Source organism: Pseudomonas sp. GM80, from assembly GCF_000282515.1.
Lineage (GTDB): Bacteria > Pseudomonadota > Gammaproteobacteria > Pseudomonadales > Pseudomonadaceae > Aquipseudomonas.
Genome location: NZ_AKJD01000040.1, coordinates 14,184 through 39,984, shown reverse-complemented (window position 1 = coordinate 39,984; position 25,801 = coordinate 14,184). Strand labels below are relative to the sequence as shown.

23 protein-coding genes and 1 pseudogene are annotated in these 25,801 nt (G+C 59.8%); 14 read left to right on the top strand and 10 right to left on the bottom strand.

Annotated features, from left to right (window positions below; translation table 11 throughout):
• Positions 1–167 precede the first annotated feature (167 nt).
• The 4 genes from PMI37_RS04255 (at position 168) to PMI37_RS04240 (ending at position 3,337) form a co-directional block, all read left to right on the top strand.
• Complete coding sequence (locus PMI37_RS04255; protein ID WP_008078454.1) at positions 168–530, top strand: ArsC family reductase; 363 nt, start codon at positions 168–170, stop codon at positions 528–530.
• A 33-nt stretch (positions 531–563) separates the two neighbouring features.
• A complete protein-coding gene (dapD, locus tag PMI37_RS04250; protein ID WP_008078452.1) occupies positions 564–1,598 on the top strand; it encodes a 2,3,4,5-tetrahydropyridine-2,6-dicarboxylate N-succinyltransferase in 1,035 nt (344 codons plus the stop codon).
• 132 nt (positions 1,599–1,730) lie between these two features.
• On the top strand, positions 1,731–2,936 hold the full coding sequence (locus tag PMI37_RS04245; RefSeq protein ID WP_045122960.1) for an aminotransferase class V-fold PLP-dependent enzyme: 1,206 nt from the start codon (positions 1,731–1,733) through the stop codon (positions 2,934–2,936).
• Positions 2,933–3,337: a SufE family protein gene (locus PMI37_RS04240; protein WP_008078448.1), complete on the top strand. Its 405-nt coding sequence runs from the start codon at positions 2,933–2,935 to the stop codon at positions 3,335–3,337. The genes PMI37_RS04245 and PMI37_RS04240 overlap by 4 nt, the downstream gene beginning before the upstream one ends.
• Positions 3,338–3,452: 115 nt before the next feature.
• Here PMI37_RS04240 and tcdA read toward each other — a convergent pair whose 3' ends face one another.
• Positions 3,453–4,271 (bottom strand): tRNA cyclic N6-threonylcarbamoyladenosine(37) synthase TcdA, encoded by an 819-nt coding sequence (gene tcdA, locus PMI37_RS04235; RefSeq protein WP_008078446.1) that lies wholly within the window; start codon positions 4,269–4,271, stop codon positions 3,453–3,455.
• A gap of 226 nt (positions 4,272–4,497) precedes the next feature.
• Here tcdA and PMI37_RS04230 point away from each other — a divergent pair, with 226 nt between their 5' ends.
• The 4 genes from PMI37_RS04230 to PMI37_RS04215 all read left to right on the top strand — a co-directional run bounded on the left by PMI37_RS04230 (position 4,498) and on the right by PMI37_RS04215 (position 9,706).
• On the top strand, positions 4,498–7,086 hold the full coding sequence (locus PMI37_RS04230; RefSeq protein ID WP_008078436.1) for a glycosyltransferase: 2,589 nt from the start codon (positions 4,498–4,500) through the stop codon (positions 7,084–7,086).
• A 205-nt stretch (positions 7,087–7,291) separates the two neighbouring features.
• A complete protein-coding gene (gene dapE, locus PMI37_RS04225; protein WP_008078428.1) occupies positions 7,292–8,443 on the top strand; it encodes a succinyl-diaminopimelate desuccinylase in 1,152 nt (383 codons plus the stop codon).
• Positions 8,443–9,252: a putative RNA methyltransferase gene (locus PMI37_RS04220; RefSeq protein ID WP_008078426.1), complete on the top strand. Its 810-nt coding sequence runs from the start codon at positions 8,443–8,445 to the stop codon at positions 9,250–9,252. Before dapE ends, PMI37_RS04220 begins: the two co-directional genes overlap by 1 nt.
• Before the next feature lie 76 nt (positions 9,253–9,328).
• The gene (locus tag PMI37_RS04215; protein WP_008078425.1) at positions 9,329–9,706 is read left to right on the top strand and encodes a hypothetical protein; all 378 of its coding nucleotides are present in this window, start codon (positions 9,329–9,331) and stop codon (positions 9,704–9,706) included.
• A gap of 91 nt (positions 9,707–9,797) precedes the next feature.
• Here the strand turns inward: PMI37_RS04215 and PMI37_RS04210 are convergent, their stop codons facing one another.
• Entirely contained in the window at positions 9,798–10,007 is a 210-nt protein-coding gene (locus PMI37_RS04210; protein WP_007908870.1) for a cold-shock protein, read from the bottom strand.
• A 238-nt stretch (positions 10,008–10,245) separates the two neighbouring features.
• Here PMI37_RS04210 and plsB point away from each other — a divergent pair, with 238 nt between their 5' ends.
• The 4 genes from plsB to PMI37_RS04190 all read left to right on the top strand — a co-directional run bounded on the left by plsB (position 10,246) and on the right by PMI37_RS04190 (position 14,691).
• Positions 10,246–12,744 (top strand): glycerol-3-phosphate 1-O-acyltransferase PlsB, encoded by a 2,499-nt coding sequence (gene plsB / locus PMI37_RS04205; protein WP_008078424.1) that lies wholly within the window; start codon positions 10,246–10,248, stop codon positions 12,742–12,744.
• A 97-nt stretch (positions 12,745–12,841) separates the two neighbouring features.
• A complete protein-coding gene (locus tag PMI37_RS04200; RefSeq protein ID WP_008078423.1) occupies positions 12,842–13,525 on the top strand; it encodes a hypothetical protein in 684 nt (227 codons plus the stop codon).
• Between the two features lie 50 nt (positions 13,526–13,575).
• Positions 13,576–13,974, top strand: coding sequence for a YbaY family lipoprotein (locus tag PMI37_RS04195; protein WP_003222082.1), 399 nt, complete (start codon positions 13,576–13,578; stop codon positions 13,972–13,974).
• A gap of 27 nt (positions 13,975–14,001) precedes the next feature.
• Positions 14,002–14,691 carry a DUF4197 domain-containing protein gene (locus PMI37_RS04190; protein WP_008078422.1) on the top strand — a complete coding sequence of 230 codons (690 nt, stop codon included), beginning with the start codon at positions 14,002–14,004 and terminating at the stop codon, positions 14,689–14,691.
• A gap of 125 nt (positions 14,692–14,816) precedes the next feature.
• Here PMI37_RS04190 and PMI37_RS04185 read toward each other — a convergent pair.
• The 3 genes and pseudogenes from PMI37_RS04185 to PMI37_RS04175 all read right to left on the bottom strand — a co-directional run.
• Positions 14,817–15,908, bottom strand: a pseudogene (locus PMI37_RS04185) (Fic family protein); the annotation flags it as partial.
• 618 nt (positions 15,909–16,526) lie between these two features.
• Complete coding sequence (locus PMI37_RS04180; protein WP_008078420.1) at positions 16,527–19,598, bottom strand: efflux RND transporter permease subunit; 3,072 nt, start codon at positions 19,596–19,598, stop codon at positions 16,527–16,529.
• A 6-nt stretch (positions 19,599–19,604) separates the two neighbouring features.
• Positions 19,605–20,717: an efflux RND transporter periplasmic adaptor subunit gene (locus tag PMI37_RS04175; RefSeq protein WP_008078418.1), complete on the bottom strand. Its 1,113-nt coding sequence runs from the start codon at positions 20,715–20,717 to the stop codon at positions 19,605–19,607.
• Between the two features lie 94 nt (positions 20,718–20,811).
• Here PMI37_RS04175 and PMI37_RS04170 point away from each other — a divergent pair, with 94 nt between their 5' ends.
• The gene (locus tag PMI37_RS04170) at positions 20,812–21,447 is read left to right on the top strand and encodes a TetR/AcrR family transcriptional regulator (protein ID WP_008078406.1); all 636 of its coding nucleotides are present in this window, start codon (positions 20,812–20,814) and stop codon (positions 21,445–21,447) included.
• A 132-nt stretch (positions 21,448–21,579) separates the two neighbouring features.
• Here the strand turns inward: PMI37_RS04170 and PMI37_RS04165 are convergent, their stop codons facing one another.
• Entirely contained in the window at positions 21,580–22,362 is a 783-nt protein-coding gene (locus tag PMI37_RS04165) for a class I SAM-dependent methyltransferase (protein ID WP_008078404.1), read from the bottom strand.
• Between the two features lie 92 nt (positions 22,363–22,454).
• Between PMI37_RS04165 and PMI37_RS04160 the strand changes: the two genes are divergently transcribed.
• On the top strand, positions 22,455–23,075 hold the full coding sequence (locus PMI37_RS04160; protein WP_008078403.1) for a hypothetical protein: 621 nt from the start codon (positions 22,455–22,457) through the stop codon (positions 23,073–23,075).
• 3 nt (positions 23,076–23,078) lie between these two features.
• Here the strand turns inward: PMI37_RS04160 and PMI37_RS04155 are convergent, their stop codons facing one another.
• From PMI37_RS04155 to PMI37_RS04140, 4 genes are read right to left on the bottom strand one after another with little or no spacing between them, the layout of a single operon-like run.
• Positions 23,079–23,771, bottom strand: a complete 693-nt coding sequence (locus PMI37_RS04155) for an extensin-like domain-containing protein (protein ID WP_008078402.1) — start codon at positions 23,769–23,771, stop codon at positions 23,079–23,081.
• A 2-nt stretch (positions 23,772–23,773) separates the two neighbouring features.
• A complete protein-coding gene (locus PMI37_RS04150) occupies positions 23,774–24,595 on the bottom strand; it encodes an isocitrate lyase/PEP mutase family protein (RefSeq protein ID WP_008078400.1) in 822 nt (273 codons plus the stop codon).
• 29 nt (positions 24,596–24,624) lie between these two features.
• Complete coding sequence (locus PMI37_RS04145) at positions 24,625–25,485, bottom strand: DUF72 domain-containing protein (protein ID WP_008078389.1); 861 nt, start codon at positions 25,483–25,485, stop codon at positions 24,625–24,627.
• Positions 25,485–25,793, bottom strand: coding sequence for a hypothetical protein (locus tag PMI37_RS04140; RefSeq protein ID WP_008078387.1), 309 nt, complete (start codon positions 25,791–25,793; stop codon positions 25,485–25,487). The genes PMI37_RS04145 and PMI37_RS04140 overlap by 1 nt, the downstream gene beginning before the upstream one ends.
• Between the last annotated feature and the right edge of the window lie 8 nt (positions 25,794–25,801).

Sequence of the window (25,801 nt, the reverse complement as noted above, 5' to 3'; positions counted from 1 at the left end):
CCTGTAGGAGCTGCGGCACGCTGCGATCTTTTGATCTTTAAAGACACAATCAAAAGATCGCAGCCTCGTTTCACTCGACAGCTCCTACAGGGTTTTGCGTATTCGCCGAAGGGTCATGGCATAATCCGTCACCATTTTTCTCCAGCACCTGTAAAGGGGGCAATTCCTTGACCGTTTCAAGTAAAACGTTGCACCTTTTCGGCATCAAAGCCTGCGACACCATGAAAAAGGCGCGCACCTGGCTTGATGAACACGCTGTCAGCTACGACTTTCACGACTACAAGACCGCCGGTATCGACCGTGAGCACCTGAGCCAATGGTGTGACGAACACGGCTGGCAAACGGTGTTGAACCGCGCAGGCACGACCTTTCGCAAACTCGACGACGAACGCAAAGCCGATCTCGACCAGTCGAAAGCCATCGAGCTGATGCTCGCTCAACCCTCGATGATCAAGCGCCCGGTGCTCGATCTCGGTGACCGAACCCTGATTGGCTTCAAGCCAGATATCTACGCGGCCGCTCTGAAGTAAGCAGCCCGTCACTCTTTGTAGAGGTGTATTTACATGTCCAATTCCCTGTTCAGCATCGCCTTTGGTGTCGGCACTCAGAACCGTCAAGGCGCGTGGCTGGAAGTGTTCTACGCACAGCCACTGCTCAACCCATCGGCCGAACTGGTCGCCGCTGTTGCGCCGATCCTCGGTTACACCGAAGGCAACCAGGCCATCACCTTCACCACCGCTCAGGCGGCGCAACTGGCTGAAGCCGTGAAAGGCATCGACGCCGTACAAGGCAAGCTGCTGACCCGTCTGGCCGAGAGCCACAAGCCGCTGGTCGCCACCCTGTTGGCCGAAGATGCACAGCTGACCTCGACGCCTGAGGCTTACCTCAAGCTGCACCTGCTGTCGCACCGTCTGGTCAAGCCGCACGGCGTGAGCCTGGCCGGGATCTTCCCGCTGCTGCCGAACGTTGCCTGGACCAGCCAGGGCGCCATCGACCTGAGCGAACTGGCCGAACTGCAACTGGAAGCCCGTCTGCGTGGCGACCTGCTGGAAGTATTCTCGGTGGACAAGTTCCCGAAAATGACCGACTACGTGGTTCCGGCCGGCGTGCGTATCGCTGACGCGGCGCGTCTGCGTCTGGGCGCTTACGTCGGTGAAGGCACCACCGTGATGCACGAAGGTTTCATCAACTTCAACGCCGGCACCGAAGGCCCGGGCATGATCGAAGGCCGCGTTTCCGCTGGCGTATTCGTCGGCAAGGGTTCCGATCTGGGCGGCGGTTGCTCGACCATGGGCACCTTGTCGGGCGGCGGCAACATCGTCATCAAGGTCGGCGAAGGCTGCCTGATCGGCGCCAACGCCGGTATCGGTATTCCGTTGGGCGACCGCAACACTGTGGAGTCGGGCCTGTACGTGACCGCCGGCACCAAGGTGGCGCTGCTCGACGAAAACAACAATCTGGTTAAAGTCGTGAAGGCGCGTGAGCTGGCCGGTCAGACTGACTTGCTGTTCCGTCGCAATTCGGAAACCGGCGCTGTGGAATGCAAAACCCACAAATCGGCGATCGAACTGAACGAAGCGCTGCACGCTCACAACTAAACGTTAGACGATCCATTGTAGGAGTGAGCCTGCTCGCGATGCTTTTAGCGCCCTCACAGACGCCATCGCGAGCAGGCTCACTCCTACAGGGTCTGGCGTACATCCCGCCCCTCTTCACCAGGGCTAAAAACTGTGATGATTCCCTCCCCCTGGCGTGCCGATTTCCCGGCCATCGCCGCGCTGCAACGGCAAGACCAGACCTATCTGGACAACGCCGCCACCACGCAAAAACCCCTAGCCCTGCTCGACGCGCTGACGCATTACTACGCCAATGGCGCAGCCAATGTGCATCGTGCGCAACACCTGCCCGGCGCCCACGCCACGCAGGCGTTCGAGGACAGTCGGCTGAAGGTCGCCCAGTGGCTGAATGCCGGTGACAACGGACAAATCATCTTCACCCACGGCGCCACCAGTGCGCTGAACCTCCTGGCTTATGGCCTGGAACATCTTTTCCACCCGGGCGATGAAATTGTCATCAGCGCCCTGGAGCATCACGCCAACCTGCTGCCGTGGCAGCAACTGGCACAACGGCGCAACCTGAAACTGGTGATTTTGCCGCTGGATGCTGACGGCTTGATCGACCTCGCTGCCGCTGTGCATTTGATTGGCCCGCGCACGCGATTGCTGGCGGTCAGTCAGTTGTCCAACGTGCTCGGCGCATGGCAGCCATTGCCAGCGCTGCTGGGCATGGCCAAGGCGCAAAACGCGTTGACCGTGGTCGATGGCGCGCAAGGTGTGGTTCACGGTCGGCACGATGTGCAGGCGCTGGGTTGCGATTTCTATGTGTTTTCCAGCCACAAGCTGTATGGGCCGGATGGCCTTGGTGTGTTGTTCGGACGTAATGCTGCGCTTGAGCAATTGAAGCCTTGGCAGTTTGGCGGCGAAATGGTGCTGGAAGCCAACTACCACGACGCTCGTTTCCGCCCGGCGCCATTGGGTTTTGAAGCGGGCACGCCGCCGATTGCCAGTGTGATCGGCCTCGGCGCGACGCTCGATTATCTGGCCGGGCTCGATCAGGACGCAGTGTCGGCCCATGAAGCCGCGCTTCATGACTATCTGCTGCGTGGCCTCGCCGCTCGCAACGGCATTCGCCTGCTCGGCAAGCCGCAACTGGCGCTGGCCAGTTTCATCGTCGAAGGCGTGCACAACGCTGATCTGGCGCACCTGCTGACCGAACAAGGCATTGCCGTGCGCGCCGGGCATCATTGCGCGATGCCGTTGCTGAAAAGCTTCGAGCTGGCCGGGGCGATTCGCGTGTCGCTGGCGTTGTACAACGATTCCGAGGATCTGGAACGGTTCTTTGAAGCGCTGGATCAGGCGCTGGAGTTGTTGCGATGAGCTTGCCGGTCGAGGCTGCCGAGGCACTACAGACTTTTCAGAATGCCGCTGGCTGGGAACAGCGGGCGCGGTTGTTGATGCAGTTTGGTGATCGTTTGCCGCCGCTGGATGACGCGGACAAGTGCGAGGCCAACCGGGTACATGGCTGTGAGAGTCAAGTATGGCTGGTTGGAGAATTGCGTGACGGTCACTGGCAGTTCAGCGCCAGCAGCGATGCGCGGATGATTCGTGGGTTGGTGGCGTTGTTGCTGTTGCGGGTTAACGGCTTGTCGGCAGCTGAGTTGCAGCAGGTTGATTTGCCGGACTGGTTCAATCAACTCGGCCTTTCGCGCCAGCTATCGCCATCGCGCAGTAATGGCCTGAATGCCGTGCTCCAGCGAATGAATGATCTGGCCCTTTAATCGCCATCGCTGGCAAGCCAGCTCCCACAGGGTTCTATGGTGTTCATAGCTGCAGTGAACTTACCCAATACCTGTGGGAGCTGGCTTGCCAGCGATGAGGCCATAAGCCCCAGCATCAAACCTGAGGTTTGACCCGCTCCGCCGGGCGCCGAACACCCGCGACAATCTTGTCCACAGCCTTCGTCGCCGCGACCATGCCAAACGTCGCCGTGACCATCATCACCGCGCCAAACCCACCCGCGCAGTCCAATTTCACGCCGTCTCCCACAAAACTCTTCTGCAAACAAATGCTGCCATCCGGCTTCGGATAACGCAGTTGCTCGGTAGAAAACACACACGGCACGCTGTAATGACGGGTCACAGTGCGCGAAAAGCCATAATCACGACGCAACGTCGAGCGCACTTTCGAGGCCAGCGGGTCGTTGAACGTGCGGTTGAGGTCACACACCTGAATCAGCGTCGGATCAATCTGCCCACCGGCGCCGCCCGTGGTGATGATCTGAATCTTGCGGCGCTTGCACCAGGCGATCAGCGCTGCCTTGGCGTTGACAGCGTCGATACAGTCGATCACGCAGTCGATATTCGGCGTGATGTATTCAGCCATCGTGTCGCGGGTGACGAAGTCGGCGACCGCGTGCACGGTGCAATCCGGGTTGATCCCGCGCAGGCGCTCGGCCATCACTTCGACCTTGGGTTTGCCGACGGTGCTGTCCAGCGCGTGCAACTGGCGATTGGCGTTGCTGACGCAGACGTCATCTAAGTCGAACAGCGAAATCTCGCCGACGCCACAACGGGCCATGGCTTCCGCCGCCCAGGAACCGACGCCACCGACGCCGACGATCGCCACATGCGCCGCGCGCAAACGCGCCAGGCCTTCGATGCCATACAAACGGGCGATGCCTGCAAACCGCGGATCTTCTGTACTCATGACCATTACCCCAAAAACCGGCGCGCATTATAGGGCTACACAGCGACAAGTTTTAAGCTTCGAGCTACAAGTGTAAGAACTTAAGTCAAAGTCGGCTGCCCAATGTCGGGCATTTCCCTGTCAGATGTACGACTGGCGGACTGCCGGTGTAGGATGCGCGCCCTTTTGCAATAAGAAAGGCGCAACGCCAACCGACTCCTTCGTTCCACAGCCTTTGGAACCCGAAATAGCTATGTCATCGCGTAAATTTGGACTCAACCTGGTGGTGGTTCTGGCAATCGCTGCCCTGTTCACCGGTTTCTGGGCGCTGATCAATCGCCCGGTTTCCGCGCCGAACTGGCCGGAGCAAATCTCCGGTTTCTCCTATTCGCCGTTCCAGCAGGGACAATATCCGCAGAAGGATCAGTATCCGTCTGACGAAGAAATGCGCCGCGACCTGGAGATCATGAGCAAGCTGACGGACAACATCCGCATCTACTCGGTCGACGGTTCGCTGCAAGACATCCCGAAACTGGCTGAAGAGTTCGGCCTGCGCGTGACGCTGGGGATCTGGATCAGCCCCGATCAGGAACGCAACGAACGGGAAATCACCCGCGCCATCGAACTGGCCAACACCTCGCGCAGCGTGGTTCGCGTGGTGGTCGGTAACGAGGCGATCTTCCGTAAGGAAATCACCGCGCAAGAGCTGAGCGTATTGCTCGATCGTGTGCGCGCGGCAGTGAAAGTGCCGGTGACCACCTCCGAGCAATGGCACGTCTGGGAAGAACACCCGGAGCTGGCCAAGCACGTTGACCTGATCGCTGCGCACGTTCTGCCGTACTGGGAATTTATTCCGGTCGACAAGGCTGGGCAGTTCGTTTTCGACCGTGCCCGCGACTTGAAAAAGCTCTTCCCGAAAAAACCGCTACTGCTCTCCGAGGTCGGCTGGCCGAGCAACGGTCGCATGCGCGGTGGCGCCGATGCATCGCCGGCGGATCAAGCGATTTACCTGCGTACGCTGGTCAACAAGCTCAACCGCCAAGGCTTCAACTACTTCGTGATCGAAGCGTTTGACCAGCCGTGGAAGGCCAGCGACGAAGGTTCGGTGGGCGCGTACTGGGGCGTGTTCAACGCCGCGCGTCAGCAGAAATTCAACTTCGAAGGCCCGGTGGTCGCGATCCCGCAGTGGCGCGTGCTGGCGATCGGCTCGGTGGTGCTGGCGCTGCTGTCGCTGACTTTGCTGATGATCGACGGCTCGGCCCTGCGTCAGCGTGGGCGGATCTTCCTGACCTTTATCGCCTTCCTCTGCGGTTCGGTGCTGGTCTGGATCGGTTACGACTACAGCCTGCAATACAGCACGTGGTTCAGTTTGACGGTCGGCTTCCTCCTGGCGCTCGGCGCGCTCGGGGTGTTCATTGTGTTGCTCACCGAAGCGCATGAACTGGCCGAAGCGGTGTGGATTCACAAACGCCGGCGCGAATTCCTGCCGGTCGAGGGCGACTCCAACTACCGCCCGAAAGTCTCGATTCATGTGCCGTGCTACAACGAGCCGCCGGAGATGGTCAAACAGACCCTCGACGCCCTCGCCGCGCTCGATTATCCGGACTACGAAGTCCTGATCATCGACAACAACACCAAGGATCCCGCAGTGTGGGAACCGGTGCGCGACTACTGCGAAACCCTCGGCCCGCGCTTCAAGTTCTTCCACGTCTCGCCTTTGGCCGGTTTCAAGGGCGGCGCGCTGAACTACCTGATTCCACACACCGCCAAAGACGCCGAAGTGATCGCCGTAATCGACTCCGATTACTGCGTGCACCCAAACTGGCTGAAGCACATGGTGCCGCACTTCGCCGATCCGAAAATCGCGGTGGTGCAGTCGCCGCAGGATTATCGCGACCAGAACGAAAGCACCTTCAAGAAGCTCTGCTACGCCGAATACAAAGGCTTCTTCCACATCGGCATGGTCACCCGTAATGACCGTGACGCGATCATTCAGCACGGCACCATGACCATGACCCGTCGCTCGGTGCTGGAAGAGTTGGGTTGGGCTGACTGGTGCATCTGTGAAGACGCCGAACTCGGTCTGCGCGTGTTTGAAAAAGGCCTGTCGGCGGCGTATTACCACGACAGCTACGGTAAGGGTCTGATGCCGGACACCTTCATCGACTTCAAAAAGCAGCGTTTCCGTTGGGCTTATGGTGCGATTCAGATCATCAAGCGCCACACCCGCAGCCTGCTGCGCGGCAAGGACACCGAACTGACGCGCGGCCAGCGTTACCACTTCCTCGCGGGCTGGTTGCCGTGGGTCGCGGATGGCATGAACATCTTCTTCACCGTCGGCGCGTTGTTGTGGTCGGCGGCGATGATCATCGTGCCGCAGCGGGTCGATCCGCCGTTGCTGATCTTTGCAATTCCGCCGCTGGCGCTGTTCGTGTTCAAGGTCGGCAAGATCATCTTCCTCTACCGTCGCGCCGTCGGCGTGAACCTGAAAGATGCCTTCTGCGCCGCGCTGGCCGGGCTGGCGTTGTCGCACACCATCGCCAAAGCGGTGCTGTACGGCTTTTTCACCACCAGCATTCCGTTCTTCCGTACGCCGAAAAACGCCGACAACCATGGTTTCTGGGTGGCGATTTCCGAAGCGCGGGAAGAGCTGTTCATCATGCTGCTGTTGTGGGGCGCGGCGCTGGGGATCTACCTGGTCAACGGCATGCCGAGCAACGACATGCGTTTCTGGGTAGTGATGTTGCTGGTGCAGTCGCTGCCGTATCTGGCGGCGCTGATCATGGCGTTCCTGTCGTCATTGCCGAAACCTGCGGCCAAACCTGAGCCTGCCGCCGCTTGATTGGTTGTTGCATAACGTCAAACGGCGGCCTTCGGGTCGCCGTTTTGCATTAGAATGGTCGCCTTTTTCAATGCCAACAAACTCGGTAGGAGCTGCCGCAGGCTGCGATCTTTTGATCTCGCTGTTGATTTCAAGAAACAAAATCAAAAGATCGCAGCCTGCGGCAGCTCCTACAGGTTTACCGTGCGCACCCCGGAGTTATTACATGACGGCCCACGCCGACCTTTCGCCGACCCTCCAACTCGCCATCGACCTGATCCGCCGTCCGTCCGTGACGCCGGTCGACGCCGATTGCCAGAAGCAGATGATGCAGCGCCTGGGCGATGCCGGTTTCAGCCTCGAGCCGATGCGCATCGAAGATGTGGATAACTTCTGGGCCACCCACGGCAACAACGACGGCCCGGTGCTGTGCTTCGCCGGCCACACCGACGTGGTGCCGACCGGCCCGGTCACCGCGTGGCAGATCGACCCGTTCAACGCCCTGATCGATGAACACGGCATGCTCTGCGGCCGTGGCGCGGCAGACATGAAAGGCAGCCTGGCGTCGATGACCGTGGCCGCCGAGCGTTTTGTCGCCGACTACCCGAACCACAAGGGTAAAGTCGCGTTTCTGATCACCAGCGATGAAGAAGGCCCGGCGCACCACGGCACCAAGGCTGTGGTCGAGCGTCTGGCGGCACGTAACGAGCGTCTGGACTGGTGCATCGTCGGCGAACCGTCGAGCACCACGCTGGTGGGCGACGTGGTGAAAAACGGCCGTCGCGGCTCGCTCGGTGCCAAGCTCACCGTCAAAGGCATTCAGGGTCACGTCGCTTACCCGCATCTGGCGAAGAACCCGATCCACCTCGCCGCTCCGGCGCTGGCCGAACTGGCCGCCGAGCATTGGGATCACGGCAACGATTTCTTCCCGCCGACCAGTTTCCAGATCTCCAACGTCAACTCCGGCACCGGCGCGACCAACGTGATTCCGGGCGATCTGGTGGCGGTATTCAACTTCCGTTTCTCCACCGAATCGACCGTCGAAGGCCTGCAGAAACGCGTGGCCGACATCCTCGACAAACACGATCTGGACTGGCACATCGACTGGGCGCTGTCCGGCCTGCCGTTCCTTACCGAACCGGGCGCACTGCTCGACGCGGTGTCGGCGAGCATCAAGGACATCACCGGTCGCGAAACCAAAGCGTCGACCAGCGGCGGTACCTCCGATGGCCGTTTCATCGCGACCATGGGCACACAGGTTGTTGAACTGGGCCCGGTCAACGCGACCATCCACCAGGTCAACGAACGCGTGCTGGCGGCGGATCTCGACGTACTGACCGAGATCTACTACCAGACAATGATCAAGTTGCTCGCGTGATGCTTGCTTGCCCGATCTGCAGTGAGCCGCTGAATGCGGTGGATAACGGCGTGGTCTGCCCCGCCGGCCACCGCTTCGACCGTGCGCGCCAGGGTTATCTGAACCTGCTGCCGGTGCAGCACAAAAACAGCCGTGATCCTGGCGACAACCAGGCCATGGTCGAGGCGCGCCGCGACTTTTTGAACGCCGGCCATTACGCGCCGGTGGCCAAGCGTCTGGCCGAGCTGGCGGCGAGTTATGCGCCGGGGCGCTGGGTAGACATCGGTTGTGGCGAGGGTTATTACACCGCGCAAATCGCCGAGGCCTTGCCGAACGCCGATGGCTACGCGCTGGACATCTCCCGTGAAGCGGTCAAACGCGCGTGCAAACGTAACCCGGCGATTAGCTGGTTGATCGCCAGCATGGCCCGTGTGCCGTTGGCGTCGGGCAGTTGCCAGTTTCTCGCCAGCGTTTTCAGCCCGCTGGATTGGGAAGAAGCCAAGCGATTGCTCAGCGTCGGCGGCGGTCTGATGAAAGTCGGCCCGACCAGCGGCCATCTGATGGAACTGCGCGAACGCCTGTACGACGAAGTGCGCGAGTACACCGACGACAAGCATCTGGCCCTCGTGCCGGAAGGCATGGCGCTGGCGCACAGTGAAACCCTGGAATTCAAACTGACCCTGAACAAGCCCGAGGATCGCGCCAACCTGTTGGCGATGACACCCCACGGCTGGCGCGCCAGTGCCGAGCGTCGCGCGGCGGTGATCGAACAGGCCGAGCCGTTCGAGACCACCGTGTCGATGCGCTACGATTATTTCGTTCTTCAATAAACTTTTGGTCTCGGGCGAGTGCCCGGGGCCGGCTAAATCCGCGAGTGGATTTTTCAGACCCGCAGTGAGGACATCCATGCGCCAACCGGATATCGAGATTTACCTGAAAGACGCCGACGTCGACCACAAGGCCATTTCGGCCTGGCTGGGCGCCGCGCTGGGCCCGTGCACCGACTGGATTCAGAAAGGCCAGACCTACAAGTGCAAGGCCGGCAATGTGCCGGTGACCTGGCTGCCGAAAGCCGTGGGCAAGTGGAACAGCCTGTACCTGGAAAGCGACCAGACGCCGTGGGACGACGACATCGCCTGCGCCCGCGCGGCATTTGCTGCGCTGAACGTGGAAGTGCGTTGCGCGCCGGGCACGTGGGTTGAAGAAGAAGGCGAGGAAACGGCGGATCGCTGGATGCGCATCAGCGCAGACGGTGAAGAAGAAATCACCTGGAAAACCGCTTAAACACAAAAGATCGCAGCCTTCGGCAGCTCCTACAGGGTCATGTGTACACCTGTAGGAGCTGCCGAAGGCTGCGATCTTTTGATCTTCAAGGTTACAGGCCTACAACATCCTCAGCCTGCAAACCCTTCTCGCCAGTAATCACCGCGTACTCGACCTGCTGGCCTTCAGTCAGCGACCGGTGCCCTTCGCCGCGAATCGCGCGGTAGTGCACGAACACGTCCACCCCGTCTTCGCGCTGGATAAAGCCGTAGCCCTTGGCGTCGTTGAACCACTTCACGTTGCCGGTTTCACGGGTTGCCATCTGTTCATACTCCTTTTTTATTATTGAACAGGCTTTTCGCAGGAAAGCCTTTGCGGAACATCAACCTGCGTCCGACGTCCATAAAAGGGCCCCGGCGACAGACCGCCGAGTATATGACAGGTGCGAAAAGTCTCAACAGGAGATTACTTCGCCGCTTTTTTGCCGATTTTCAGCGAATCCGGCACACTATCGCCCTCCCGAGCATCTGCTCGGTTTTATCCACTCACGCAGAAGCCGTATGACCCGTTCCCCGTTCCGTCGTCTTGTGTTTGGCACCTTGCGCCGACTGTTGTACCTCTGGGTTCGCTCGGAGACGATCAACCAGTCGTCGTTCACCCTCAACCTCGACCGCAGTCGTCCGGTGTTCTACGTCCTGCAAAACCCTTCGCTGACCGATCTGGCGGTGGTCGACACCGAGTGCACCAAGGCCGGCCTGCCGCGTCCGGTGCTGCCGGTGTCGGTGGGTTCGCTGATTGAACCGGCGGCGTTTTTCTACCTGACGCCGGATCCCGACTGGCTCGGTCGTCAGGACAAACGCGGTGCGCCGCCGACCCTGACCCGACTGGTTAGTGCGCTCACGCAGAACGCTGCTGAAGACGCACAGATCATTCCGGTCAGCGTGTTCTGGGGGCAGTCGCCCGACAGCGAAAACAGTCCGTGGAAGCTGCTGTTCGCCGACAGCTGGGCCGTCACTGGGCGTCTGCGTCGGCTGCTGAGCATCATCGTCCTCGGCCGCAAAACCCGCGTGCAATTCTCCGCACCGATTCACCTGCGCGAGCTGATCGAGCACAACAAGGGCCACGAGCGCACCGTGCGCATGGCCCAGCGGATCCTGCGCGTGCACTTCCGCAATCTGAAAGCAGCGGTCATCGGCCCGGACATTTCCCACCGTCGCAACCTGGTCAAAGGTCTGCTCAACCAGCCACTGGTCAAGCAAGCGATCCTCGACGAAGCCGAGCGCGAGAACATCTCACCGGAGAAAGCCAAGGCCCAGGCCCTGCGCTACGGCAACGAGATCGCCTCGGATTACACCTACACCGCGATCCGCTTTCTGGAAGTGGTACTGAGCTGGTTCTGGAACAAGATTTACGACGGCATCAAGGTCAACCACATCGAAGGCGTGCAGAAGGTCGCCCAGGGTCACGAAGTGATCTATGTGCCGTGCCACCGCAGCCACATCGACTACCTGCTGCTCTCGTATTTGCTGTTCCGCAACGGCCTGACCCCGCCGCACATCGCCGCCGGGATCAACTTGAACATGCCGGTAATCGGCAGCCTGCTGCGGCGCGGCGGCGCGTTCTTCATGCGTCGCACGTTCAAGGGCAATCCGCTGTACACCTCGGTGTTCAACGAATACCTGCACACCCTGTTCACCAAAGGCTTTCCGGTCGAGTACTTCGTCGAGGGCGGCCGCTCGCGCACCGGGCGCATGCTGCAACCGAAAACCGGCATGCTCGCGATCACCCTGCGCAGCTTCCTGCGTTCGTCGCGCATGCCTATCGTGTTTGTACCGGTGTACATCGGTTACGAGCGCGTGCTGGAAGGTCGCACCTACCTCGGCGAATTGCGCGGGGCGAGCAAGAAGAAAGAATCGATCTTCGATATTTTCAAAGTCATTGGCGCGCTCAAGCAGCGTTTCGGTCAGGTCGCGGTGAACTTCGGCGAGCCGATCAAGCTGGCGGAATTCCTCGACGCCGAGCAACCGGATTGGCGCCAACAGGAACTCGGCCCGCAGTACAAACCGGCGTGGCTCAACGAAACCACCAACCGCCTCGGCGAGAAAGTCGCGCAGCATTTGAACGAAGCGGCGGCGATCAACCCGGTCAACCTGGTGGCGTTGGCACTGCTGTCGACCACGCGTCTGGCGCTGGACGATCGGGCGATGGCGCGCGTGCTGGATCTGTATCTGGCGCTGCTGCGCAAAGTCCCGTATTCGCCGCATACCACGCTGCCGGAAGGCGACGGCCGCGCGTTGATCGAGCATGTAAAAGACATGGACCTGCTCGCCGAGCAGAACGATGCGCTGGGCAAGATTCTCTATCTGGACGAGCAGAACGCCGTCCTGATGACTTACTACCGCAACAACGTGCTGCACATCTTCGCCCTGCCGGCGTTGCTGGCGAGCTTCTTCCAGAGCGCTTCGCGCATGAGCCGCGAACAGATCCTGCGCTACACCCGCGCGCTGTACCCGTACCTGCAATCGGAGCTGTTCATTCGCTGGACGCTGGACGAACTCGACGGTGTGGTCGATCAATGGCTGGAGGCGTTCGTCGAGCAAGGTTTGCTGCGTTTCGAGAAGGATGTGTACCTGCGTCCGGCACCGAGTTCGCGGCATTTTGTGTTGCTGACACTGCTGTCGAAAAGCATCGCCCAGACCTTGCAGCGTTTCTACATGACCGTGTCCTTGCTGCTCAACAGCGGTCAGAACAGTATCAGCGCCGAAGAGCTGGAAGACCTCTGCACGGTCATGGCCCAGCGCCTGTCGATCCTCCATGGCCTCAACGCCCCGGAGTTTTTCGACAAGAGCTTGTTCCGTCACTTCATCCAGACCCTGCTCGACCTCGACGTGCTGCGTCGCGACGAGGCCGGCAAGCTCAGCTACCACGAACTGCTCGGTGAATTGGCCGAAGGTGCGGCCAAACGTGTGTTGCCGGCGGATATTCGTTTGTCGATTCGCCAGGTTGCTTTGCATCGCAGTGAAGATGCGGCTGAAACGGCAGTCACTGCCGAAGGCTGAAACTTGCTGATAACTAACGGAGCGCCGGCCGGGTTCTCCCGTTAGTTGATTCGTGAATAAATAGGCTCACTTTAATAATCGCGATAAGGATATCGAGATGAGCCTGTTACACGACCAAACTCCCATCGTCACCGTCGACTTCCGTCTGCCCACCGATTTCCGCGCGCCCGCTGGCGGCGAAAATGAAACGGTGGTCAGCGTCAAAGCCATTACTTTAACTTCTCCGATTACCATCAAAGACTGGCGACACTCTTCAGTCTTCGATGTCGACTGGAAGTTCTCTTTCCCGCATCACTACAGCGAGGTTGGCGTTAAGTATCAAATCAATATCCAGATGTTCCATAACCAACGCCCCTTGCTGGTTGAACAGGACTACTTTGTGATCGTCAACAAGGCTCCGCACCGTCAAACGCTACACCTGAGCCCGATCGGTTTTCTCTACGTCGAAGTGCAGGAGGCTCGCTCGATCTCTGCGCACGAAGCGGTCTCAATCAGCTTGCACGATACTGCCCTCGCAACAGAACTTGCCCGCGTCACTCACGACGAACAAACGGCCACTTCGTTCTATCTGCAATATGACCCGCAAAGCGTCATACCCGGTAAACGCTATACATTGAGCGGCATTGAAAATCGCTACCACCAATCCATTGAGGTGACGCCCCGGCACGTTGAACTGGCGCCGGATTCGCAAAACCTGCGCTCGCGGTTACTGCAGAAAATCTCGCAGTGGCTGGAGAAACCGTTACGTTTGTTCACTGACGCTGATGGCAAAATCCACTAGATTTCCCTTTAACGCCGGGATTCTTCCGGCGCAAAGCATTAGAGGCTCCAATGAAAAAACTCACCCTGCTCGCCGCTGCCACGCTGTTGAGCGCCTGCCAATCGACCACACCTGCCGGCAAGGTCGGCCTCGACGGTGAAGTGTTCTACCTGCAGCGCATCGCCCTGCCACCGAGCGCAACCCTCAGCGTCAGCTTGCAAGACGTCTCACTGGCCGATGCGCCAGCAGTAGTGCTGGACGAGCAAAAAGGCCCGGTCAAAGGCCAGGTGCCACTGCCCTTCCACTTGAGCTACGATCCGGCGCAGGTCAAACCCGGCCACCGCTACTCAGTCAGCGCGCGCATTGAAGTCAACGGTGAGCTGATGTTTATCACCACCGAAAACCACGCCGTACAACTTGACGGCAACGATCCGCAGCCGCTGAAAATCCGCGTCGACGCCATTCGCTAATCGCTTTTAATGTACAAGGAAGCCGCCATGCTCCGCCCTACCCTTCGCTTCGCCGGCCTCTGCGCGGGCTTGATGATCTGCGCCAACGCCATGGCCCTGTCACTCAGTGACCTGTCGCAAAAAGACGCCACCGGTGGCCTCAAGGATGCCTTGACCCAAGGCGCGCAAATCGCCGTCAAACAACTCGGCACCCCGGGCGGCTTCAGCAACAACCCGGAGGTGAAAATCGAACTGCCGGGCAAACTCGGCAAAGCTGCCAGCAAAATGAAAGCCTTCGGCATGGGCGCCCAGGTTGAAGAACTCGAAACCGCGATGAACAAAGCGGCGGAAAGCGCCGTGACCCAGGCCCAGCCAATCCTCGTCGACGCCGTGAAGAAAATGAGCGTCGCCGACGCGAAAGGCATCCTCAGCGGCGGCCAGGATTCGGCCACGCAATACCTCGACAAATCCAGCCGCGAACAAATCCGCGCCAAGTTCCTGCCAATCGTCAAGCAAGCGACCGACAAGGTTGGCGTGGCGCAGAAGTACAACTCGTTTGCCGGCCAGGCCGCAGCGTTCGGTGTGGTCGATGCGAAGAGCGCGAACGTCGAAAACTACGTGACCGAGCAGGCGCTGAATGGCTTGTTCGAAATGATCGGCAAACAGGAAGAAACCATCCGCCAGAACCCGGCCGCTGCGGCGACGAGTCTGGCGAAGAAAGTCTTCGGCACGTTGTAACGTCCCATGTAGGAGCTGCCGAAGGCTGCGATCTTTTGATCTTGAGTATCTGTATCAAAGACAGATCAAAAGATCGCAGCCTTCGGCAGCTCCTACAGGGTTTTCTGTCAGGCTGCATGGGTCTTGTAGACCACGCTCTTGCGGTACACGTCCGTGAACCGACTCACCGCTCGCTGAATCACCGAACACTGAAACTCGATGAAGTACGTCAGATCCAGCTCATCCGCTTCGCTGTGCAAATAAGAGCGCCCATACTTCACCGGCGCATTGCGCAGCAGCAAACTGATCGCAATGTAGCGAAACGCCGCAAATTCATTCTTGAACATGAACCAGTAAAACAACGCCCGCGCGACCCGCCCGTTACCGTCGCGAAAAGGATGCTCGTAGCCCAAGGCAAAATGCAGTGTGATCGCCTTGATCAGCGGATGCACATCCCCCTTCTCCTGAGGTGATCCCTCAGGCAAATTGATCCAGTCCGACAACCTCTCCAGCCGCAAAACCAGCCCGGCAGCAGGCGGAGGACGATGCACCGTATTACCCGCCCCGTCCTGAACGACCACCTCATCATTCTTCCTGAAAACACCCGGAGAATATTGCTCGTCAGCAATCCCCTCCACACCCACCCGATGCATCGCTGCGATCAAATCCACACTCATGGCTTCAAAGCGTTTTTCCCACGCAAAATTCATCATCCTGTAATTGCCCATCACCATCCGCTCATCCGGCGTACGCGGCTGGCGCCGGTGCCTGAGCATGTCCTTGGCCACACGCGTAGTAGTCGCGGCGCCCTCCAACTGACTACTGGCGATGGCCTCATCCTCGATCAAATCATCAAGCAAATAACTGCAGTGCGCCTGCTCTCCGATCTGACGGGTCATGTAATCCAGAGCGGCAGAAGTCGTCTGCCGATCCACCAACAACAGCGTGATCTGCGCCAGCGGCGTCAGCACATATTTGCCCCACTGCACCGGCTCGCCCAGCGGCAACAGATTGACGTACTGCGCCACCCGCGCCTTCTTGACCAACGCCCAGCACACATTCACATCCAACCCGGACGCCCAGCGATAACGCAACGCCTCGAAAGGCAGATAGCGGCCCTGATCATCCAGCGGCTTGAGCAACGCCAGATAATCCGCCAGACGCTGCTTGTGCGGCGAGCGCAGCAGAAGGTTGAACACGGGATCGGATCGGCCTTTGAAGACTGGCGGGGTTTTCATGAAAGCGAGGACTCGAGGCTGCTGAAAACAGATGCTGGAGTACAACACCCGAGGGCGACAGGCTCAATATCAGAGGTTTCTGAAAAAGATGTAGGAAGGAAGTAGAGTCAATTCAGGCTGAGATTGGTCGTCTGTCAGGCCGTCATCGCGAGCAGGCTCACTCCTACAATTGGATCGTGTACATCCGGGCAGAAACAGGTCGGCTGTCAGGCCGCCTACGCGAGCAACTCGGCTCCTGCAAAAGCAAGATCAAAAGATCGCAGCCTTCGGCAGCTCCTACATGGAATCGTGGCGAACCCGCACCCACAATCAGGCCGAGTGTCAGCTCGCCTGCTTTTGATCTTGGAGCCCGTCGGGAGGCTGAGAGGAGGGATTCATACGGGGAAAGCATCGAGGGAGGTGCAGCGCAGCAAACCGTAGACGATGCCCCCGGATGAACCCGGAGCGAAGGAACCCGAGCCTTAGCGAGGGCCGGACGTCAGGGCACAGACCTTTGGTTCCTTTGGGGCGTTTGCCAAAGGGACTCGCTGTAAAAGCGAAACCGCCAGCGGCAACCCCCGCAGAAACGGATATTCACAAAGAACACCCAGAGCATGGTCGGCCCAAAGGCCGCCAAGCTCAAACGGATTCCCGCCGAACCCTGAACCAAGCCGCATACAACGCCGGCAAAAACAACAGCGTCAAAGCCGTAGCAACAATCAACCCGCCCATGATCGCCACCGCCATCGGCCCGAAAAACACACTGCGCGACAACGGAATCATCGCCAGCACCGCCGCCAGCGCCGTCAACACAATCGGCCGAAACCGCCGCACCGTCGCCTCGATAATCGCCTGCCAAGGCCTCAGTCCCGAGGCAATATCCTGCTCGATCTGATCCACCAGAATCACCGAATTGCGCATGATCATCCCGGACAACGCAATCGTCCCCAACATCGCCACAAACCCGAACGGCTGACGGAACACCAGCAAAAACAACACCACCCCGATCAACCCCAGCGGCGCCGTCAAAAACACCATCGCCGTGCGCGAAAAACTGCGCAACTGCACCATCAGCAATGTCAGCACCACGACGATGAACATCGGCACCCCGGCATTCACCGACTTCTGCCCACGCTCGGAATCCTCCACCGTGCCACCGACCTCCAGCAAATAGCCGTCAGGCAATTCAGCCCGAACCGGGTCCAGCGTCGGCATGATCTGCTTCACCAGCGTCGCCGGCTGCTCCTTGCCATAAATATCCGCCCGCACCGTCACCGTCGGCAGACGATTGCGGCTCCAGATGATCCCCTCTTCGAAACCGTACTCCAGCGTCGCAATCTGCGATAACGCCACGCTGCGACCGTTATCCGTCGGTACCGCCAGACTCGGCAACAGCGACAACTCAGTACGCTCATGCACCGTGCCGCGCAGCAGAATCTCGATCAACTCATTGTCTTCGCGATACTGACTGACACTCGACCCGGTCAACGAACTCTGCAGGAATTTCGCCAGATTGGCCGTGCTCACGCCCAGCGCCCGCGCGCGGTCCTGATCGATGTTCAGGTACACGACTTTGCTCGGCTCTTCCCAATCCAGATGCACATTGACCACATGCGGATTCTCGCGAACCCTCGCCGCAACTTTTCGCGCCAGCGCGCGGACTTCTTCGATGTGTTCACCGGTCACCCGGAACTGCACCGGATAACCTACCGGCGGGCCGTTTTCCAGGCGCGTAACCCGTGAGCGCATGGCCGGAAATTGTTCATCAAGCGTCGCGATCAACCAGCTGCGCAGCGCCTCACGCTCTTCGATGGTCTTGGCCAACACCACAAACTGCGCAAAGCTCACGGCCGGTAATTGCTGATCCAGCGGCAGGTAAAAACGCGGCGAACCGGTGCCGATATAGGCCACATAGTTGTCGATGCCGGCGTGATCCTTGAGCATCGCTTCCAGTCGTTTAACCTCTGCGGCGGTATTGGCCAGCGAGGCACCTTCGGCCAACTTCAGATCAACCATCAACTCCAGCCGGTTGGAGGCCGGGAAGAACTGCTGCGGCACGAAGCGGAACAACATCACCGAGGCGATAAACAGTCCTACCGTCAACACAATCACAGTCTTGCGGTGAACCACACACCACTCGACCAAACGCCGAACCCGCTGATAAAACGGCGTGCCATACGGATCGGGTTGACCATCGCCGGAGCCATGTTTGGCCGCGTGAATTTTCGCCAGATCCGGCAGGAGCTTTTCCCCCAGATACGGCACAAACACCACCGCCGCCACCCATGACGCGAGCAGCGCAATGGTCACCACCTGAAAGATCGAGCGCGTGTATTCGCCAGTGCCCGATTGCGCGGTGGCAATCGGCAAGAAACCGGCAGCGGTGATCAACGTACCGGTGAGCATCGGGAACGCCGTGCTGGTCCAGGCGTAACTCGCGGCGCGGATGCGATCGAAGCCCTGCTCCATTTTGATCGCCATCATTTCCACAGCAATGATCGCGTCGTCCACCAACAGACCCAGCGCCAGCACCAGCGCGCCGAGGGAAATCTTGTGCAGGCCGATGCCCAGGTAATACATGCAGGCAAAGGTCATCGCCAGCACCAGCGGAATGGTCAGCGCGACGACCATCCCGGTGCGCACGCCGAGGGAGAAGAAGCTCACCAGCAACACGATCGCCAGCGCTTCGACCAACACCTGGACGAACTCGCCAACCCCGGTTTTCACTGCTGCCGGCTGATCGGAGACCTTGCGCAATTGCATGCCGGCCGGCAGATTTTTCTGGATGCGCGAGAACTCGACTTCCAGCGCTTTACCGAGCACGAGAATATCGCCGCCATCCTTCATCGCGACCGCCAGACCCAGCGCGTCTTCGCCCATGAAACGCATGCGCGGTGCCGGAGGATCATTGAAACCGCGCCGCACATCAGCGACATCGGAGATGCGGAACGTACGATCACCGACGCGGATCGGGAAGTTTCTTATCTCATCGACTGTCTGAAAATTCCCCGAGACCCGTAGCTGCAATCGCTCGCTACCGGTTTCAAAGAACCCGGCGGTCGATACCGCGTTCTGTTCTTGCAGCGCCTGTTGCACCGCCGCCAGTGGTAAACCGAGGGTTGCCAGTTTGACGTTGGACAGTTCGACCCAGATTTTTTCGTCCTGCAAACCGAGCAGCTCGACCTTGCCGACGTCCTTGACCCGTTGCAGCTGGATCTGGATGCGATCGGCGTAATCCTTGAGCACTGCGTAATCGAAACCATCGCCGGTCAGCGCATAGATATTGCCGAACGTGGTGCCGAATTCATCGTTGAAGAACGGCCCCTGAATGTCCGGCGGCAAGGTCTGGCGGATATCGCTGACCTTCTTGCGCACTTGGTACCAGAGGTCGGGAATTTCCTTGGAATGCATCGAGTCGCGGGCGATAAACATCACCTGCGATTCACCGGGACGTGAAAACGAGACGATGCGCTCGTACTCGCCGGTTTCCATCAGTTTCTTTTCGATGCGTTCGGTGACCTGGCGCGAGACTTCCTGAGCCGTCGCGCCCGGCCAGCGAGTCTGGATGACCATGGCCTTGAAGGTGAACGGCGGGTCTTCACTCTGGCCGAGTTTGGTGTAGGACAACGCGCCGACAATGGCCAGCAAAAGCATCAGGAACAGTACGATCTGGCGATTACGCAGCGCCCATTCGGAAAGGTTGAAGCGCATCGGGGCTTACTCCTTGTCCGCCAGATTGACTAAGCGATTGGAGCGATCCACCGGACGCACCTGCTGCCCTTCGAGCAATACATGCACGCCAGCCGCCACTACCCAGTCGCTGGCGTTCAATCCTTCGAGCACCGGCACGGTTTTTTCGCCGAATGGGCCGATGCGCACCGGGGTTTTCTTCACCGTGTTGTTGCCGTTGACGACCCAAACGTAGGTCGCGCCGTTTTCAGCGGTGAGTGCCGAAAGCGGCACCGACAGCGACACGGCATCGGCCGATTGCACGAACACGCGAGCGCTCTGGCCCAACTCCGCCGGGACTTTGCCACTGGTGAAAGAGATGCGTGCGGCGAAGGTGCGCGAGCGTGGATCGGCGGCGGGCGACAGTTCACGGATCTGCCCGGCGAAGCGCTGATTCTGCTGCGTCCACAGCTCGACGGTGACCGGCTGACCGACTTTGAAACGGCCGAAGCTCTGCTCCGGCAGGCTGATCAGCACTTCACGTTCGCCATCAGTGGCGAGGGTGAACACGGTTTGCCCGGCGGCCACCACTTGCCCGACTTCCACCGAACGTTTGGCCACCACGCCATCCTGCGGCGCACGCAGCACCGCGTAACTGGCCTGATTGGTCGAAACGTTGAATTCAGCTTTGATTTGTTTAAGGCGGGCTTCACCGGAACGGTAAAGGTTTTCGGCATTGTCGTAGGCCGAACGGCTGACCATCTGCCGGTCCATCAGGGTCTTGTAGCGATCGCGCTCGGCGCGCACCAGATTGAGATTGGCTTCGGCGGCAGCGACCTGTGCGCGGGTGGCTTCGAGTTGCAGGCGCACGTCCTGCGGATCGAGTTCGGCGAGCGCTTGGTCAGCCTTCACGCGCTGACCTTCATCGACCAGTCGTCGGCTGACTTTGCCGCCGATGCGGAACGCCAGATCCGGTTCATAGCGGGCGCGCACCTCGCCCGGATAACTTTCCATCGCCTGCGCCGAAGGCTCTGGCTGCACCACCATGGCCGGTCGCACGGTGACTTGCGTCGCCTCATCCTGACCGCATGCGGACAATAACAACGCCAGACTCACTGGCAATGCAAATGGCCACGTGAAATGCAGTGCATGACGGAACATGGTGACGGACCTTTCGCTAATGGTGCTTGGAATAATTATACTGGCCGGTATGTTATTAATAGCAAACTCACCAGTCCAGTAATAAAAGCGAAGAATGTCGAACAATCTTGCAGCTCCAAACGGCCCGGGCCGCCCCAAGGATCTGGCCAAGCGCCAGGCGATCCTCAACGCAGCGAAAACTCTGTTTCTGAGTCATGGTTATGCCAACACCAGCATGGACGCGGTCGCCAGCGAGGCCGGCGTGTCGAAGCTGACGGTTTACAGCCATTTCAACGACAAGGAGACGCTGTTCTCCGCCGCCGTGGTGGCCAAATGCGAGGAACAATTACCGCCGCTGTTCTTCGAATTGCCCGAAGGCATCGCCGTGGAAAATGTGTTGCTGAACATTGCCAGAGGCTTTCATCACCTGATCAACAGCGATGAATCGGTGAATTTGCACCGTTTGATCATGGCGCTGGGCAGTCAGGATCCGAAGTTGTCGCTGATCTTCTTCGAGGCGGGGCCGCAACGCATGGTGCTGGGGATGGAGCGGCTGCTGACGCGCATCCATGAGACGGGCGCGCTGAATATCGACCTGCCGCGTAATGCGGCCGAGCATTTCTTTTGCCTGATCAAAGGTGCGGGGAATTTTCGGTTGTTGTATGGCTGTGGGGAGCCGTTGAGCGAAGAGGCTTCGCAGAGCCATATCGAGGAAGTGGTGGGGCTGTTTATGCGCGCATACAAGCCCTGACTTCTGCGGTGTCGGCACTGACGCCATCGCTGGCAAGCCAGCTCCCACAACGATTTGGGTGTGATCACAAATCGTCTGCACACCGCTGAACCCTGTGGGAGCTGGCTTGCCAGCGATAGAAGCGACTCGGTTTTAAGGCTTGAGCGCTTTCTTCGGGTAGATATCGTAGCGGCTCGATTTGCCATCCAGTGCATGACTCGGCTTCGGCCCTTCAATGCACGGCGCCTTGCGCGGTCGCTTGACCACCACCCGGTGCGTCGCCAGGGCCAAAGCCGCCTGCAACAGCGCCGGCGCATCCGGATCATCGCCCACCAGCGGCCGGAACAGGCGCATTTCCTTCTTCACCAGCGCCGTCTTCTCACGGTGCGGAAACATCGGGTCGAGGTAGATCACCTGCGGCGCCTCACCTTCCCAGTTCTGCATGACCTCGATGGAATTGCCTTTGAGCAATTTCATCCGCGCCACAATCGGCGCGACCTCGAAATCTTCAGCACCGCGCGCCAGACCATCCTCAAGTAGCGCGCCAATCAACGGCTGACGCTCGATCAGGCTCATCTCGCAACCAAGGCTGGCCAGCACAAACGCATCCTTGCCCAGCCCCGCCGTGGCATCCAGCACGCGCGGGCGCACGCCTTGCGCGACGCCGACAGCCTTGGCGATCATCTGCCCGCTGCCGCCACCGTATAAACGCCGATGCGCCGCGCCGCCCTCAACAAAGTCGACCCGCACCGGCCCCGGTGCGTCCGGGCCCAGCTGTTGCAGCTGCAAACCCTGCTCGCCGACCTGCAAGGCAAACTCGCCGTCCGCCACCTCACGCGGCAGACCGAGACGCTCGGCCCACTGCTCGGCTTGCGCTTCAAACGTCGGGCCGAGGGCCTGAACATAAATGCGGCAGGCCGCGGGTTGCTCAATCATGGAAAACACGCTCAAAAATTCAAGGAGCGGCAAAAACCGCCGATAACTCATTCAACGCGCATTTTGCCAGAGCTGAGCGTCAACCGAAAAAAATGTCAGGCATTCTTCCCACATCGATTGGCTACATCTCGCCCCATGGCGACTTTAGCCGTCAAAACACTCAAGCACTGAGCGGCGTCAGTCATCTGTGGCAGGATTTCTTTGCCCAGGCGATGGCCGAGCAGTCGAGTGATGTGGTGCCGGCCTGCGGCACATTTCCACCGGTTGATCTGAGCAGCACTGAAGAGCCGACCATCGGCAGCGACCTGCACGCGCACATCGTCAGCCAGCGCGAATGTGATGTGGTGGAAACCGAAGTGCGCCCGCCGGAGCCATTGTTCCTGCCGATCGCCGAGTTCGAAACGGAACTGCTGGACAAGCCTTTCCCACCGTTCCCGGCAGAAGAACTGAAAGCTCAGCAAGAACAGCAGGATTTCGACAGCAGCTGGGTACGGCCAATCGTGATCAACAACGGCCAGCCAGTACCCGAGCCAGGTGCCGCGCCGCAGAAGAAACCGCTGTACCTGCCGATTGCCGAATTCGACCTCGATCTGCTGCAAAAACCTTATCCGCCGTTCCCGCCGGAAGAAATCGTCGAGCAACAGAAGGCCCTGGACTTCGATAACGGCTGGGCACGCCCGATCGTTCTGCAGAACCTGCGCATCGCCGCTTAAGCCTCAGCGACACACGCTCCAACGCCCGACATCGACATGAAAGTGATTGCGATGGGCGGCGTTGTAATCCGGGCTCAACACCACACTAAACGCCTCGCAGGCGCCGTCGCGCACCTGGCGCAGAAACTGCGCGTGCTGGTTTTGCTTGGGCCAATCCTTGAGCACGCTGATGCTGCGGCCGTCGGCCAGACGAAACCCGGCGATGTCCAGCGCATCGGCGCTGGCGTGACGGCTGAGTGCGCCGCTCTCGCGGTTGTAGATATTGCGGCAGGCGAAGCTGCCGAGGTGGTCGAGACGCACGACTTTCTCGCCGTACACAGCTTGCGCGGCGGGTTGCAGGGTGTGGTGCTCGAACATGGCGTAGGCCACCGCCAACGGACAACTGGCGAGGAAACTGCTGCTCAGCGCCACCTCACCGCCCTGCACGCGCAAAGCGCCGATCAGCGGGCACTTGGCGTCGGGGCTGTCGGATTGTCGCGTGACGCGCAGATCGGAGCTGCTCAAGGCCTGGGCGCAAAGTTGCGGGTCGCTGCGCAAACGCATCAGCTTGTAACCGGTCAGCCAGTTGGGCGCGGCTTTGACGTCCAGCGGTGCCCACGGATTCCACTGTGGCGGCACCTCCAGCCAGCCGCGCCAGACACTGACGACAGCGCCGCCGATGAGCAGCAGCACCGTCAGGGCAATCCATCGCCCCATGCTCAGTCCTTGAAGAACTGATTGGCTTTGGCGTACGGCATCGACTGCGAGGTAAACCCGAACGTGCCCAATTGCTGGATCTCTTCAGCGGCGCGCAAGAACTCGCCGAACGCCGCCAGCGCCAGTGCCGAACCTGTGCTGATACGGCGCACGCCCATGTCCTGCAGCTCCTGCACGGTCAGTTTCAAACCGCCAGACATCAACACGTTGACCGGTTTCGGCGCCACCGCGCGCACCACTGCCCGCACTTCTTCGGCATTGCGCAAACCCGGCGCGTACAGCACGTCGGCGCCCGCGTCAGCGAAAGCCTTTAGCCGGCGAATGGTGTCGTTGATGTCGGGATTGCCGTGCAGATAGTTCTCCGCACGGGCGGTGAGGATGAAGGGGAACGGCAGCGTGCGCACCGCGGCGACGGCGGCTTCGATGCGCGCCACCGCATGTTCGAAACAGTAGATTGGCGCGCCCGGTCGGCCCGTCGCATCTTCGATCGAGCCACCGACTGCGCCCGCTTCGGCAGCGCGCAACAGGCTTTTTGCGGACTCGGCCGGGTCATCGGCGAAACCGTTTTCCAGATCCACCGCCACCGGCAAATCGGTCGCGGCGACAATCGCGCGGACGTTGGCCAAGGTCTCATCGAGACTCAACGCACCATCGGCCTTGCCTTGGGAAAACGCATAACCGGCGCTGGTCGTTGCCAAGGCTTGATAGCCGAGGCTCGCGAGCATCTTCGCTGAACCGGCATCCCATGGATTGGGAATGACGAAAATCTGCGAACGCTCATGCAGCGCTTTGAAGGCGTGGGCTTTAACGGTTTGCGCGTCCATCGGCAGACTCCAGGGCAAAAAAAACCGCCTCAGAGCAGGCCAAGTTGCTCGACGGCGGGTTCTCTGTATAGCTCAGGCAGGGACGGCAAGCCAGGCAAACGTTGCATCAGTTGTGCATGAAAACGTTGCGCCAGCTTCGCCGCCAGCAAGTTGTCGGCGGTGTGCAGGAAGATGTACGGCGTGCGCCCCTCTTCGATCCACTCGGCGATTTTCGCCACCCACGGCACGAGGAACGTGTCGTTAGCCTCAAGCTCGGGATGGCCGATGAAACGTACCTGCGGGAATTGTGTGAACGCCGCCGGACGCGTCGGCACGCGGGGCTTTTTCGATTGCGCGTGGATCACCGAGGACTCGGTCGACAGGCAACTGAACAGCGCGCGCGGATCAAGGCAGATACGCTCGACGCCACGGTCGAGCAACAAGCGATTGAGCAGGCGTTCGCTCTCGCCTTTGGCGAAGAATTGTTCATGGCGCACTTCCACCGCCAGCGGGCAATCCAGCGCATCAATGAACGCCGCCAGTTCCGGCAGCCGATGCGGCGTGAAGCTTTTCGACAGTTGCAGCCACAGCGGCGACACGCGTTCACCCAGCGGCTTGAGCAACTGCAGGAAAGTCTCGGCGGCGGTCAGTTGTTCGCGCAGGTCACCACTGTGGCTGATATCGCCAGGGAATTTGGCGGTGAAACGAAAGTGCGCGGGCATGACCTCGGCCCAACGCTGCACCGTGGCGGGCGACGGGCTGGCGTAGAAGGTCGTGTTGCCTTCAACAGCGTTGAACACCTGGCAATACAGGCTGAGAAAATCAGAGGTTTTGGCGTCTTGCGGATAGAGGTACTCGCGCCAGGCGTTTTCGCTCCAGGACGGGCAACCGAGGTAGTAAGGCAGCGCCATCAGATGTACAGATCGAGGCCCAGCACGTCCGCATCCCAATCGACAAAACCGGCCGTGCTCAGGTAGCTGGCGAGGGCCATGGCCACGCTCTTTTTCATCGCACGGTGGTAGATCATGTCTTGCTGACGGGCAGGCAGATTGCTCAGGCGTTGCGCAGAGGCTTTGGCAGCTCGGGCGGCCAGTTGCTCTTCGGTCGGAAATTCCAGCTCACCGTCGATATCGTCGACGGATTCATCCACGGTCACATTGCCTTTGCGAGGCTTGCGCTTGATGGGATAGGACTGAGAGGAGAGGCCGTCTATACGCATAAATTCAT